The organism is Novosphingobium resinovorum (genome assembly GCF_001742225.1).
Taxonomy (GTDB): Bacteria; Pseudomonadota; Alphaproteobacteria; order Sphingomonadales; family Sphingomonadaceae; genus Novosphingobium; species Novosphingobium resinovorum_A.
This window is the reverse complement of the sequence record NZ_CP017076.1, coordinates 1,729,264-1,743,317: the sequence shown is the minus strand read 5'-3', so window position 1 is coordinate 1,743,317 and position 14,054 is coordinate 1,729,264. Positions and strand designations below refer to the sequence as shown.

Sequence of the window (14,054 nt, the reverse complement as noted above, 5' to 3'; positions counted from 1 at the left end):
TCTTACCAGTTCCACATCGTCCCGTCCTCAAGCCGGGCGACCGGCAGGTAGGCGGGCTTGTAGGGGTATTTCGCCGCCAGTTCCTCGTCGATGTTGACGCCGTGGCCGGGGGTCTCGCCGCAGAACAGCTCGCCCGCCTCGAACGTATAGTCGTGCGGGAAGACCGCGTCGGTTTCCTCGGTGTGGCGCATGTATTCCTGGATGCCGAAGTTCGGAACCCAGGTGTCGAAGTGCAGCGCCGTGCCCATCGTCACCGGCGATAGGTCGGTCGCGCCGTGACTGCCGGTGCGGATCTGGTAAAGCGCGGCAAGGTCGGCGATGCGGCGCAGGTGCGTGACGCCGCCCGCGCTGACGATCGTGCAGCGGATGTAGTCGATCAACTGGTTCTGGATGAGGTCCTTGGCGTCCCAGATCGTGTTGAAGATCTCGCCTACCGCCAGCGGCGTCACCGTATGCTGGCGGATCAGCCTGAACGCCTCCTGGTTCTCGGCCGGGGTCACGTCCTCCAGCCAGAACAGCTGGTACGGCTCCAGCATCTTGCCGAGGTTCGCGGCTTCCTGCGGGGTGTAACGGTGGTGACCGTCATGCAGCAAGTGATGGTCGAAGCCGTACGTCTCGCGCAGCTTCTCGAACAGCTTGGGCACGTAGTTCAGGGCCTTGCGCGTGTCCCAGCCGGTGACCGACGGAAGCGCGGCGTCGGCCGGCTCGTAGAACAGCTTGCCGCGCCCGACGCCGTAGGCATCCTTGATGCCCGGCACACCGGTCTGCGCGCGGATCGCCTTGTAGCCCAGATCGATGTACTGGCCGACCGCATCGACCGTCTCGGCAATGTCGGCGCCGTTGGCATGACCGTAGCACATCACGCCGTCGCGGCTGCGGCCGCCGAGCAGCTGATAGAGCGGCATGCCCGCCATCTTGGCCTTGATGTCCCACAAGGCGACGTCGACGGCCGCGATCGCGCGCATCGTCACCGGGCCGCGGCGCCAGTAGGCACCGCGATAGAGATACTGCCAGATGTCCTCGATCCGGCGCGGGTCCATGCCGATGATGCACGGAACCACGTGATCTTCGAGATAGGCGACGACGGCCTTTTCGCGCCCGTTCATGGTGGCGTCGCCGATCCCGTACACGCCCTGATCTGTCGTGATCTTCAGCGTCACGAAATTGCGACCAGGGCAGGTCACGATGACCTTGGCCGAAATGATCTTCACAACGTTCTCCCTTGAGAGCCGGGAGGAGCAACGCCCCCTGACTCGCCTTGCTTCTCTTCCATATTGGCCCTACCTCATCGACGCAATACATCAGATAACTAGCTTGCGTGGAATAATGCCGGGGCGTTAGCCGTCACGCCATGCCCGGCATAAGGAATACCATCAGGCGCTTTTCCTTCGGCCGAAAAATGACCTGACCAATATAAAGGCTTCTTCCGGCTGCAATTCTGAATGCACTCCTCGATCGCTGCACTCGCAATGAAAATCGAGGATCGTAGCGCCGTCATTCCCGCGAAGGCGGCATTCAATCGAGCAGGACCACGGCCCGGGAAGCAAATTTCGTGCGGTAGGCGCGCGGAGACAGGCCGAGCTTGCGCTGGAAGAACCGGCTGAAATAAGCCGGATCCGCGAAGCCGACCGAGAACCCAATCTCCGATATGGACAGGTTCGTGTAGAGCAGCGCCCGCTGCGCCTCCAGCAAGGCCCGCTCGTCGAGCATCTCGCCGGGCGAGCGTCCCGCCACTTTGGCGCAGGCAGCACGCAAGGCGGTCTCGCTCACCCCCAGCGCGGCGGCGTGGCTCGAGATCGGCTCGCGCAGGCGGAACCGCCGCTCGATCCGTTCGCGCAGGCGCGCGACGGTCGAGGCGTGGACACCTGCGCGCGCTCCCGCTGCCGCCGGCGCGTCCATGCTGCGGATGGCGACCACTAGCAGGGAGAGCATCGCCGCGCTGACCGCCGCGCGGTGCCCCACCGAAGCCCAGTTCAACTCGCGCACGAGGTCGGCGACGATCCGGCGCACGTGCTCGACTTCCCCGGCCGCGAAGCCGACCGCCCTTGGCCGCGCGAAGAGGTCGGCGAGGGTTTCGTCAGCAGCGTTGAGGTCGGCGACGTAGCTGCTGCCCACGGTCACGACGAAGCCCTCGCTGTCCTCCAGCCATTCGAAGCCGTGCACGGTCGATGCAGGCACAAGCAGGAAGCCCGGCGCCTCGATCCGCAGCAGGGCGCCGTCCGCCTTCATCGCTCCGCCGCCGGAGAGTAGAACGAAGATGTGGTTCAGCTCGAAATGCGCGTGCGGTTGGATCGTCCATTCGCTGGGGCGTGACCGGTCGACCAGCGCTTCGACGTGGACGAAGTCCTTGTGCACCAGCCTTGGCGCTTCTCCGTAGAGGTAGAAGGAAGGGACCGTATGCTTGCTCAAGAGCGCTTACCTTGCGGGCTGTCGTTTCATCCAAGTAATATGTCGGCGCTGCCATGTCCATCGGGGCCCGCGGGAGTAGGATGGCGGCACAGCACGGAGCTGCAGCGGCCCACGTCAACAAGCCCCTGACAGCTCAGGAGAGGATTTTCATGCGCACCAGCGTTGCCATCATCGGCGCCGGCCCGGCCGGTATGTTTCTCGCACATCTGCTTGCGGCAGAGGGCATCGACGCCATCGTCATCGAGCGGCGGGACCGGGCCTACGTCGAAGGCCGCGTGCGCGCGGGCGTGCTCGAACAGGTCACCACCGACCTGATGCACCGCCTCGGCCTCGGCGAGCGGCTCGATCGCGAGGGCCTCGTCCACGGCGGCACGCAGATCTCGCTCGACGGTTCGCTGTTCCGCATCGACATGGCCGAACTGACCGGCGGCAGCGCGGTGACCGTCTACGGCCAGCAGGAAGTCATGCACGACCTGTTCGAAGCCGCCCCCGCGCGCGGCCTGCGGATCGAATGGAACGCCGAAGACGTCACGCTGGAGGGCCTCGACACGGATGCCCCCGTGGTCCGCTGGCACAAGGACGGCGAGGCGCACGAGTTGCGCTGCGACTTCGTGGCCGGGTGCGACGGCTACCACGGCGTCAGCCGCGCCAGCATCCCCGCCGATGTCCTGCGTACCTTCGAGCGGGTCTATCCCTTCGGCTGGCTCGGTATCCTTGCCGACGTGCCACCCGCCGACCACGAACTGATCTACGCCAACCACGAACGCGGCTTCGCCCTCGCCTCGATGCGCTCGGCCACGCGCAGCCGCTACTACATCCAGTGCGGGCTGGACGAGAGCATCGAAGACTGGCCCGACGAACGCTTCTGGGACGAACTGTGCCTGCGCATCGGCCCCGAGGCGGCGTCGCGCGTGACGCGCGGAGCCAGCTTCGAGAAGTCGATCGCGCCGCTGCGCTCCTTCGTGTCGGAGCCGATGCGCTGGGGCCGCCTGTTCCTTGCCGGGGACGCCGCGCACATCGTCCCGCCGACCGGGGCCAAGGGTATGAACCTCGCGGTTTCCGACGTCATGTTCCTGGGTGAAGCGCTCGTCGAGCACTATCGCGGCGGCAGCCAGGCCGGGCTCGACGGCTACTCCACCCGCGCCCTCGCCCGGGTGTGGAAGGCGGAGCGGTTCTCCTGGTGGTTCACCTCGATAACCCACCGCTTCCCGGAAATGGACGGCTTCGCCCGCCGCATCCAGGCCGCCGAACTCGACTATATCCGCGGCTCGCGCGCCGCCCAGCGCACGCTGGCGGAGAACTACGTCGGGCTGCCGATGGGCACCGCCTGATGACAGCCCCTTCCAATCAACCCCGTTCCGGAGCCATGACCCGTGACTGAAGTTCTGCCCTATGCCCTTGAGGATGCTGGATCGCCGCCATCGCTCGTCCCGGATTACCGCTCGACGGGCCTGCGCAGCCCGTCGCTCGCGCCGCTTCCCCTGCAGCAGACGCTGACCGAGACGACCGGCCCGACCGGCTGCTGGGACCAGCTGATGGGCGGCGCGATGGCCGACCTCACCGCCCAGCACGAGGCGCCGCCGCAAGGCCAGCGCATCGTTGTCTCGGGCCGCGTGCTCGACGATCGGGGGCGGCCGGTGCCCAATACCGTGATGGAGATCTGGCAGGCCAATGCCGCCGGGCGCTACATCCACGGCAAGGACAACTGGGACGCGCCGCTGGACCCCAACTTCACCGGCGCGGGCCGCGTGATCACCGACGATCAGGGCCGCTACAGCTACACCACGATCCGTCCCGGCGCCTATCCCTGGGGCAACCACAAGAATGCATGGCGCCCGGCGCACATCCATCTCTCGCTGCTTGGCCCGGCCTTCTCGACGCGGCTCGTGACGCAGCTCTATTTCCCCGACGATCCGCTGATCGAGATCGACCCGATCGCCAACGCCGTGCCGATGCCCTACCGTAATCGCATGGTCTGCCGTTTCGACATCGCGACGACGGTGCCTAACTGGGCGCTCGGCTACCTGTTCGACGTGGTGCTCAAGGGCCGCGACCAGACCCCGTTCGAGGATGACCACCATGACCACTGATCTCGAAACCCGCAACGCCGCTCCCCGTAGCGACAACCTCGATCCCGCGCTGTTCGGCCAGACCCCCTCGCAGACGGTCGGTCCCTTCTTCCACTACGGTTTGCCGTGGAAGGGCGGCGCGGACCTCGTCGGCGCGTCCGAGATGGGCGCGCGGCCCGAGCTGTTCCCCGAGGCGCACTACATCCTCAACGTCAGCGCGCCCAAGGACGCGCCCGAGGGCGAGGTGATCGCGCTGGCGGGCTGCGTCTACGACGGCAACGGCGATCCGGTCAGCGACGCGATGATCGAGATCTGGCAGGCTAACGCCGCCGGTCGCTATTGCAGCGCCGACGACCCGCGCGAAGACCTGGCGATCGACCCGAACTTCACCGGGTTCGGCCGCGCATCGACCGACGAGAGCGGCGTCTACCGCTTCCGCACCGTCATGCCCGGCCGCGTTCCGGGACCGGGCATGACGGTGCAGGCGCCGCACATCGCGGTTTCGGTGTTCGGGCGCGGGGTGCTCAAGCGCCTGCCCACCCGCCTCTATTTCGAAGGCGCGGAGGGCAACGAGACCGACCCGGTGCTCGCTCAGGTCCCCGAGGAGCGCCGCGACACCCTGATCGCCCGCCGCCGCGAGGACGGGACGTGGTGGTTCGACATCGTCATTCAGGGCGAGCGGGAAACGGTGTTCTTCGACCTGTGAGCCGCCTCATCGCCCAGCGCGCCGCCGCCACGGCATCGATGCTCGCCGTCCATGACGACGCGGCGGTTATCGCCCATGCCCTCGCCTTCGAAAGCGCTTTGGCGACGGCGCAGGCGGTCGAAGGCGTGATCCCTGCCGGGGCCGCGCAGGCCATCGCGGCGGCCTGCGCCGCGCTGGAGATCGACCCGGCGGCGCTGGCCGAAGAGGCCGCGCTTGCCGGAACCCTCGCGATCCCGCTGGTGGCGCGCCTGCGCGCGGCGCTCCCCCCTGACGTGGCCCCGCTGGCGCACAAGGGCGCGACCAGCCAGGACGTGGCCGATACCGTGATGATGCGGCAGGTCGTCGCCGCGCATGCGCTGCTGCAGGCCGACGCCACGCGCATCGATGCCGCACTGGCGGCGCTGGCGCAGGCCGAGGCGGAGCGCCCGGCGATCGGCCGCACTTTGCTGCAGGACGCTTTGCCGATCGGCTTCGGCCTGCGCATCGCCCACTGGCGCGCCGGGATCGTCGAGGCCGCCACGCGCCTTTCCGCCGAGATCGCCGCGCATGCCTGCGTGCAGTTGGGCGGAGCCGCCGGAACCCGTGCCGGTATGGACGGCAAGGGCGAAGCGGTCGCGCGCCGCATGGCCGCCCAGCTCGGCCTGACGCCGTCGCCGCCGTGGCACGGGCGGCGCGGCGGGGTGGCCGCCATCGCCGCTTCGCTCGGCATCCTGATCGGCGCGGCGGGCAAGATGGCGCGCGACGTCGCCCTGCTCGCCCAGAACGGCGTGGGCGAAGCGCGCGAGCCCGCCATTCCCGGGCGCGGCGGCTCATCCGCCATGGCCCACAAGCGCAATCCCACCGGCTGCCAGGTCGCCCTTGCCGCCGCCACCCGTGCGCCCGGCCTCGTCGCCGGCGTGCTGGGCGGCTTGCCGCAGGAGGAAGAGCGCGGCCTCGGCGGATGGCAGGCCGAAGCGCCCGCCCTCGCCGAACTGTTCTGCCTCGCCTCAGGCAGCCTCGATGCGCTGGCCGTGGTCGCCGAGGGGCTGGAAATCGACGCAGGCGCCATCGCCCGCAACCTCGACGCGGCCGGACCCGGCCGCGACATCGGCGAGAGCGCGGGCATCACCGCCGCGCTGCTGAAGATCGAACGGAAAGGATAGACATGCCCTTCGCAATGCATGACGGGCTCCGGCTCTACTGGAAGCTGGACGGCCGCGCCGACGCCCCCGCGCTGGTGCTGCTCAATTCCATCGGCACCGACATGGGCCTGTGGGACACCGCGCTGCCCGCGCTGCTCCCGCATTTTCGCGTGCTACGCATCGACACCCGGGGCCACGGCGCCTCGGACGCGCCCGATGGCGACTATACGCTGGCCGGGCTGGCGGCCGACGTCGCCGCGGTGATGGACGCGGCGGGCATCGCGCGCGCGGCCATCGCCGGTGTCTCGCTGGGCGGGATGATCGCCATGCAGATGGCGCTCGACGCCCCGGACCGCGTGGAGGCGCTGGCGCTCGTGTGCACCTCGGCGCACATGGACGCGGCCTCGTGGAACACCCGGGTGGAGACCGTGCGCGCGCAGGGCACGCAGGCCATCGCCGAACTCGCGATGGGGCGCTTCCTCTCGCCCGGCTTCGTGCGCAGCCATCCCGCGGTTGCGCAGGGCCTGCGCGCGAACCTCGTCGCCATGGCGGACGCGGGCTATGCGGGCTGCGGCGCGGCGATCCGCGACATGGAACTGGCGGAGCGCCTGCCCGCCATCGCCGTGCCGACACTGATCGTCGCGGGCGACCGGGACACCTCCACCCCCTTCACCGGCCACGGCGAGCATCTGGCAAGCGCGATCCCCGGCGCCGAGGTGGTACATCTGGATTCCTCGCACCTCCCGCCGATCGAGAGCCCGGCCGCGCTGGGCGCCGCGCTCATTCGCTTCCTGACCGACACCGCCGAAGCCGACACCGCCGCCCAGTCCCTGTTCGAGGCGGGTCTGCTCAACCGTCGCCGCGTGCTGGGCGACGCATGGGTGGACCGCTCGCTGGCCGCGCGCACCTCGTTCAACGCCGAGTTCCAGTCGATGATCACCCGCATCGCCTGGCAGGAAATCTGGAGCCGCCCCGGCCTCGACGACCGCACCCGCCGTCTGATCGTGCTGGCCATCACCGCCAGCCTCGGCCGCTGGGAGGAGTTCGCGCTCCACGTCCGCTCCGGACTGCAGCAGGACGGCTTCACCCGCGAGGAGCTGAAGGAAGTGCTGATGCAGACCGCGATCTATGCTGGCGTGCCCGCCGCCAACACCGCTTTCGCCGAAGCGGGCCGGATCATCGCGGAGATCGACGCAGCCTAGGGTGTAACCCCAGATCGTCATTGCGAGCGCAGCGAAGCAATCCAGAGCTGTTCAGCGCCGCCCTGGATTGCTTCGCTACGCTCGCAATGACGAGGGGTGAGTCCATCCGATGCCATCACAAGCTACCACGATCGTCATCCCCGCGAAGGCGGGGACCCAGCTGATGACGGTCCCACCCGTGAGGGTAGGAGATGGGTTCCCGCCTTCGCGGGAATGACTGTCTCGATCAGCACTCGACGTTTCGGAGCCAACTGTCCCTACGATTACGGCACAAAAAAATGGCGGCGCATGCGAGGTGCATGCGCCGCCATTTTCATAACCAATGCGTCCGGTCCGGCTTGGTCAGCCGGACCTTCGACACTACGCCGATCAAGCCGCCGTCTGGGCCGGGGCGAACTTGGTCAGGTCGATCCCTTCGACGGCCGCCTTGTACTCGTCCGCGCTCGGCGTGCGGCCGAGGATGGTCGAGAGCACGACCACCGGGGTCGAGGCGAGCAGCGATTCGCCCTTCTTGTTCGCGGTGTCCTCGACGACGCGGCCCTGGAACAGACGGGTCGAGGTGGCGAGGACGGTGTCGCCCTTCGATGCCTTCTCCTGGTTGCCCATGCACAGGTTGCAGCCCGGACGCTCGAGATAGAGGATGTTCTCGTATGCGGTGCGGTTGGCGGTCTTCGGGTTGATGTCGTCGAATTCGAAGCCCGAGTACTTCTGGAGGATTTCCCAGTCGCCCTCGGCCTTGAGTTCGTCGACGATGTTGTAGGTCGGCGGGGCGACGACGAGCGGCGCCTTGAATTCGACCTTGCCCTCGGTCTTCTCGATGTTCTTGAGCATCTGGGCGATGATCTTCATGTCGCCCTTGTGCACCATGCACGAGCCGACGAAGCCGAGGTCCACCTTCTTGGTGCCGCCGTAGTACGAGACCGGGCGGATCGTGTCGTGGGTGTAGCGCTTGGAGACGTCCGGGTTGTTGACGTCCGGGTCGGCGATCATCGGTTCATCAATGATGTCGAGGTCCACGACCACCTCGGCGAAGTACTTGGCCGAAGCGTCCGGCGACAGCGCCGGCTTCTCGCCCGAGCGGATCTCGGCGATGCGGGCGTCGGCCTTGGCGATCAGGCCCGCTAGGGTGCCCGTCGCGTTCTCCATGCCCTTGTCGATCATGATCTGGATGCGCGACTTGGCGATTTCCAGCGAGCCTATCAGGGTCTCGTCGTCCGAGATGCAGATCGAGGCCTTGGCCTTCATCTCTGCGGTCCAGTCGGTGAAGGTGAAGGCCTGGTCGGCCAGCAGCGTGCCGATGTGGACTTCGATGATGCGGCCCTGGAACACGTTCTCGCCCGCGCACTGTGCCAGCATCTGCTGCTGAGTGGCGTGGACGACGTCGCGGAAGTCCATGTGGGGCTGCATCTTGCCCTTGAAGGTCACCTTGACCGACTGCGGGATCGGCATGGTCGCCTCACCGGTGGCCAGCGCCAGCGCGACGGTGCCCGAGTCCGCGCCGAAGGCGACGCCCTTCGACATGCGGGTGTGGCTGTCGCCGCCGATGATGATCGCCCAGTCGTCCACGGTGATGTCGTTGAGCACCTTGTGGATCACGTCGGTCATCGCGTGATAGACGCCCTTGGGGTCGCGCGCGGTGATCAGGCCGAAGTTGTTCATGAAGGACATGAGCTTCGGGATGTTCACCTGGGCCTTCTTGTCCCACACCGAAGCGGTGTGGCAGCCCGACTGGTAGGCGCCGTCGACCAGCGGCGAGATGACGGTGGCCGCCATCGCTTCCAGTTCCTGCGCGGTCATCAGGCCGGTGGTGTCCTGCGAACCGACGATGTTCACCTTGACGCGCACGTCCGAACCGGCATGCAGCACCTTGCCCGGGGTGACGCCCACGGCGTTGCGGTTGAAGATCTTCTCAACAGCGGTCAGGCCCTGGCCCTCGACGGTGAGTTCCTTGTTCGGAGCGAACACGGTGGGTGCCTCGACGCCCAGCGTTTCAGCCGCGAAGGTCTGGAGCTTCTTGCCGAAGACGATGGCGTAGGAACTGCCCGCCTTCATGAACTCCATCTTCTGCGGGGTGAACGCAGCGGCGACATCGACCAGTTCGTTGCCGGCCTCGTCGGTCAGCTTCTTGTTCTTGACGTCGATCTTGAGGATCGTGCCGGTCTCGACCGAGAACTTCTCTTCAAGCACCGGGTTGCCGTCGTTGTTGAGGATCGGCTTGCCGTCCTCGCCGATCTGCTTGACCCAGTTCTTGAGGTTGATGCCGATGCCGCCGGTCACGTCCACGGTGGTCGCGAAGATCGGCGAGATGCCGTTGGTGCCCGCGACGACGGGGGCGTAGTTCACGAAGGGAACGTAAGGGCTGGACTGCTTGCCGGTCCACAGCGCCACGTTGTTGACGCCCGACATGCGCGAAGAGCCGACGCCCATCGTGCCCTTCTCGGCGATCATCATCACGCGCTTGCCCGGGTGCGCGGCCTTGAGCGCCACGATCGCCTGCTGGCCTTCGGGCGAGATCATGCACTGGCCGTGCAGTTCGCGGTCCGAACGCGAGTGCGCCTGGTTGCCCGGCGAGAGCAGGTCGGTCGAGATGTCGCCTTCACCGGCGATGAAGGTGACGACTTCGATCTCGTCCTCGACGTCGGGCAGCTTGGTGAAGAATTCGGCCTTGGCGTAGCTTTCCAGCACGCCCTTCGCCACGGCGTTGCCGGCCAGAAGCGCGTCGCGCAGGCGGAACATGTCGGCGTCGTAGAGGAACACCTGGGTCTTGAGCACTTCGCCCGCCTCGGCGGCGATGGCCGCGTCATCGCCGAGCGCGATGTCGAGCAGCACCGAGATCGAAGGACCGCCCTTCATGTGCGAGAGCAGTTCGAGCGCGAAGGCCGGGGTGATTTCGGCGACGGTGGCTTCGCCGAGGATGATCTTCTTGAGGAACGCCGCCTTCGCGCCGGCCGCGCTGGTGGTGCCGGGAAGCGTGTTGTAGATGAAGAACTTGAGAGCGTCGGCGCGGTATTCGCTGCCGGTATCCTCGATGAGGGTGATGATTTCCGCGATGAGCGCGCCGTCGTCGATCGGCTTGGGCGCGAGCCCCTGATTTTTCCTGCTTTCGATTTCGGCGAGGTAATCTAGGTATAGGCTCATCGTGATCCCTACGTCATGGAGTGGGCGGGAGCCACCATGACAGGTATCGTTGACCGGCCTAGTGGCTGATGGCGCCCCGGTACGCCAACAGGGACCGACTGGCAAGGCACTGGATGACGGCAAAAGCGCCGTTTTTTGCATCTGCACAGTACATTTGAAAAGCAGGAGCCCGGTTGAACGGGTCAACCGGGCTCCTGCTCCCTGTCTTCAAGGTCTGTCCGGCCCTCGATCAGGCCGTCGGCGGATAGGGATGATGGCCGAAGACCCACTGCGGCCGGGGCGAACTATTGCTTTCGATCAGAAGGACCTGCGCCTCGCTGCCCTGCATGCCGATCTGGTGCGCGGCGTCGATCGCGCGGTTGAGCGCGGCCTTCTGGCTGGCGAAGACGTCGAGAGCGACCCCGTGCAGGCTGACGGCCCATTCGAGACCACGACGGAAAACATGGAAATCGTTGCGGGACGTGGGCATCCGAGCTTCCTTTCGCATATTTTCGATCGAAACCCAGCCGCGCGACTGCGACGGAATGACGACCTGAGATATTCTCAAGTTATTTGATTGAGAATATCTGTCAAGCCCATGTCTCAGAAGATGCGCCGCAGCGACAGCAGGATCGTGCGGCCCATCGGATCGAGATAATCGCGTTGGTAGGCGTAAGGCGTCGCGCCGGTGTCGTCGGTGACCTTCTGGCGCTGGTTGAAGAGGTTCTCCACCGACAGGCTCACCCGCGTGCCCCGTGCCCAGTCCTTACCCCGGAAGCGGTTCTGGAGATTGGCGAACACACGCAGGTCCACCGTCGCCAGCGAGGCGAAATGCAGGTTGCCCGAGGCCGAGCTGCTGCCGGTGACGTCCGCCGAACTCTGCCAGTTGCCCTCCAGACGCAGGCCGAGGCCGTTGTCGATCAGGCCGAGGCTGCCCTGCACCTTGTGACGCGGCGTGGACGAGCCGGTAATCGTGCCGCCATCAAGCAGATCTATGGTCGGGCTGCCTTCCGTAAGCTGGACGTCCTGACGCAGCACCCAGGTGTGGTAGAGCGAGGCGAGCAGGCGCACGCCGTTGTCGCCGCCACCACCGAAGCCCCTGCCGCCGGGACCACCGGGACCGCGCGGACCACCTCCAAAGCCGCCCGGACCGCCGCCGGGACCTTCTCCCGGGGGAGGCCCCATGCCGTCAGGCGGCGGGCCCATGCCATCGGCCGGCCCCATGCCATCGTCGCCGCGGTCGCCCGGCGGTCGCCCGAAGCCCGGAGCCTCGGCGGCGCGTTCACGCTCGCCGTTGACGGTGATTTCGTTGCCGGTGCCCTCCTCGGGGCCGCGCCCCTCGGCCAGACGCTCCTCGCCGGAGGGCGGTGCAGGCGGTGCCTCTCCGTTCGCTTCGCTTCGGCGGCCCGCCCCCCGCGCGCCCCACGTACCCGCAGGCGGGCGCGGCGGACGCGTAGGCTTGCGCAGCTGCGCCGAAAGGTTGAAGCCCCAGCGCACCTGCTCGCTGCGCTGGCGGTAGACGTTGACCGGCCGCGCATCGACCGACAGCAGGTTGCCGTCCTCGTCGCGCACGAAGCGGTCGGGATAGGCGTCCTCCACCGCCTGCGTCACGCCGCCCAGCGATAGCACCGCGTTGCGGTTGCGGCTGTTGACGTAAGTGGCGCTGAAATTGAGCTTGGGCGTGCTCATCACTTGCGCGTTGAGCCCCAGCTTGAAACTGCGGCGGTCGTCGGCCTTGAGGTTCGGGTTGCCGCCGGTGATCGCGGTCACCAGCACGGTCTGGCCGGTCACGTAGTCGTAGACGCGCTGGTTGCTGGTGGTCACCGTCGGATCGCCGAGGTTGGCGACGCTGGGCGCGCTGCGGTCCTGGTTCATCGCCGCGATCACGGTGATCCCGTCGCGCGGGCGCCAGTTGAGGCCATAGCCGAAAGTCGCAACGCTGCCGTAGTCGGATACTTGCGTCACCCCCGCATTGAGGTTGACGCTGAGCGTCCCGATCGCGCCGAGCACGCCCCTGCTGCGGCTGGTGAGCGGAATGTCGACGCTCAGGCGCGCGCTGCCGTTGGTGCGGTCGGCATCGCCGCTGCTCGCCATGCCGTCCCGCACGCTCGTGGAGGACTGCGCGGTGAAATCGCCCCCCAGCTTCAGGCTGACGCCAAGGTCGCCGGCGGGCAGCGGCAGCACCTTGCCCGAGACGAGCATGCTGGCGCTGCCGGTGTCGGAGTTCGACTTCGCGCGATTGACGATCATGTTCCCCAGCAGCGCGGGCGAAAGCGTGCCATAGGGATCGACGCCCGCGCTTCCCGCATCGAGGGCATCCTGCAGCGTCGTCACGTCATAGCCGTTGTCGGCCCGCGTCTCCGATTCCGAATGTGCGTAGCTGCCGATCACCGAGAGCTTCCAGCGGGTCGAAAGATCGACGTTGACCGTGCCGCCCGCCGAGACACCGCCGGTGTTCACCGCCTTGCGCAGCGGGTCCTGCGAGAGATAGCGGGTGAACGTGTTCTCGGTGCCGTCCGCATAGGGGCTGTCCGCGGGGACCGTCAGCTCCCCGGTCGCCAGCCCGTCGAGCGAGCGGCTGGTCTGGTACGTGCCCTTGACGTTGAACGAGGCGGTGGCGTTCGAACTCAGCTGGTGTGCAAGGCTGGCGCCCAGCGCGTAGCTGCGGGTGGATGCCTGGACGGTGCGGTAGTCGCTCTCGCCCGGAATGGAATCGACAGGGGTGACGGTGCTGTCCGGATCGGCGGTGATGTCGCGGTCACTCTCGCGGATCGCGGCCTGGCTGGTCGCCTTGCCGGTGATGTTGAGGCGGTCGTTGTCGCGGATCTTGGTATAGGTGAAGGCCCCCGTGCCCTGCCCGCCGCCGCCCTCGCCCGACATGCCTCCGCCCAGGTTCACGACCTTGGACTGGAAGCGCCGCTTGAGGATGATGTTCACGACCTTGGACTGCGCGTCGTAGCCGTACTTGATCGCGACTTCCTCGGGCAGGATATCCACGCGCAGCACGGATTCCACCGGCAGGTCGCCGACTTCGTTGACGCCCGAGATGCGCTTGCCGTTGACCAGCACCACCGGCCCGCTCGAGGCATCGCGCCCGGCGATGCTGGTGGTCTGGTCGGCCAGTTCGTCGAGCAGTTCGGCGATGGAATCGACGCCGTAGGAGGCGATCTCGGCCTGACCCAGCTTGTTCTCCGGAGGAATGTCGCCAATCACCGCGCCCGGCAGGGCCTGCCCGGTAACGACGATGTCATCCCCGTCGCCGGAACTCACCTGAGCCGGCGCTCCCCCGCCCGCCTGAGCAGCCTGCTGCTGCGCCTCGGCTCCCTGCGGCGCCATGATCGCGGCGGACGTAAGCAAGGCGCCGAATGCGCGGTGACGGAGCGGGATGCAAGGTGCGGATGCCATGCACTGCGGTTAGGGCGGCGCAGTC

Annotated in this window: 10 protein-coding genes; 5 read left to right on the top strand and 5 right to left on the bottom strand. The window is 67.2% G+C overall.

Translation table 11 applies throughout. From position 1 onward, the window contains the following. Positions 1–2: 2 nt before the first annotated feature. Positions 3–1,211, bottom strand: coding sequence for a D-mannonate dehydratase ManD (gene manD / locus BES08_RS24965; RefSeq protein WP_036526512.1), 1,209 nt, complete (start codon positions 1,209–1,211; stop codon positions 3–5). A gap of 304 nt (positions 1,212–1,515) precedes the next feature. Continuing rightward, positions 1,516–2,409 (bottom strand): helix-turn-helix domain-containing protein, encoded by an 894-nt coding sequence (locus BES08_RS24960; protein WP_036526514.1) that lies wholly within the window; start codon positions 2,407–2,409, stop codon positions 1,516–1,518. Between the two features lie 149 nt (positions 2,410–2,558). On the opposite strand from BES08_RS24960, the gene pobA reads away from it, so the two are divergent. Genes pobA through pcaDC form a run of 5 tightly spaced genes read left to right on the top strand, consistent with a single transcriptional unit; the run spans position 2,559 to position 7,507 of the window. Further along, on the top strand, positions 2,559–3,740 hold the full coding sequence (gene pobA, locus BES08_RS24955) for a 4-hydroxybenzoate 3-monooxygenase (protein WP_008833443.1): 1,182 nt from the start codon (positions 2,559–2,561) through the stop codon (positions 3,738–3,740). Between the two features lie 54 nt (positions 3,741–3,794). After that, the gene (pcaH, locus tag BES08_RS24950; protein WP_086013115.1) at positions 3,795–4,499 is read left to right on the top strand and encodes a protocatechuate 3,4-dioxygenase subunit beta; all 705 of its coding nucleotides are present in this window, start codon (positions 3,795–3,797) and stop codon (positions 4,497–4,499) included. Next, positions 4,489–5,184 carry a protocatechuate 3,4-dioxygenase subunit alpha gene (gene pcaG, locus BES08_RS24945; protein ID WP_036526665.1) on the top strand — a complete coding sequence of 232 codons (696 nt, stop codon included), beginning with the start codon at positions 4,489–4,491 and terminating at the stop codon, positions 5,182–5,184. Before pcaH ends, pcaG begins: the two co-directional genes overlap by 11 nt. Beyond that, positions 5,181–6,326, top strand: coding sequence for a lyase family protein (locus tag BES08_RS24940; protein WP_069709556.1), 1,146 nt, complete (start codon positions 5,181–5,183; stop codon positions 6,324–6,326). The genes pcaG and BES08_RS24940 overlap by 4 nt, the downstream gene beginning before the upstream one ends. Before the next feature lie 2 nt (positions 6,327–6,328). Beyond that, entirely contained in the window at positions 6,329–7,507 is a 1,179-nt protein-coding gene (gene pcaDC / locus BES08_RS24935; RefSeq protein WP_036526518.1) for a bifunctional 3-oxoadipate enol-lactonase/4-carboxymuconolactone decarboxylase PcaDC, read from the top strand. 369 nt (positions 7,508–7,876) lie between these two features. Here the strand turns inward: pcaDC and BES08_RS24930 are convergent, their stop codons facing one another. From BES08_RS24930 to BES08_RS24920, 3 genes are all read right to left on the bottom strand, one after another. After that, a complete protein-coding gene (locus BES08_RS24930) occupies positions 7,877–10,645 on the bottom strand; it encodes a bifunctional aconitate hydratase 2/2-methylisocitrate dehydratase (protein ID WP_036526519.1) in 2,769 nt (922 codons plus the stop codon). A 229-nt stretch (positions 10,646–10,874) separates the two neighbouring features. Next, entirely contained in the window at positions 10,875–11,114 is a 240-nt protein-coding gene (locus BES08_RS24925; protein ID WP_036526522.1) for a hypothetical protein, read from the bottom strand. A gap of 113 nt (positions 11,115–11,227) precedes the next feature. Further along, the gene (locus tag BES08_RS24920; protein WP_036526667.1) at positions 11,228–13,981 is read right to left on the bottom strand and encodes a TonB-dependent receptor; all 2,754 of its coding nucleotides are present in this window, start codon (positions 13,979–13,981) and stop codon (positions 11,228–11,230) included. Positions 13,982–14,054 lie beyond the last annotated feature (73 nt).

Bases quoted from the DNA above. Each gene is read 5' to 3' on its own strand.
- pobA (WP_008833443.1), top strand. From the start codon at position 2,559: ATGCGCACCAGCGTTGCCATCATCGGCGCCGGCCCGGCCGGTATGTTT.
- pcaG (WP_036526665.1), top strand. From the start codon at position 4,489: ATGACCACTGATCTCGAAACCCGCAACGCCGCTCCCCGTAGCGACAAC.
- pcaDC (WP_036526518.1), top strand. From the start codon at position 6,329: ATGCCCTTCGCAATGCATGACGGGCTCCGGCTCTACTGGAAGCTGGAC.
- BES08_RS24930 (WP_036526519.1), bottom strand. From the start codon at position 10,645: ATGAGCCTATACCTAGATTACCTCGCCGAAATCGAAAGCAGGAAAAAT.
- BES08_RS24925 (WP_036526522.1), bottom strand. From the start codon at position 11,114: ATGCCCACGTCCCGCAACGATTTCCATGTTTTCCGTCGTGGTCTCGAA.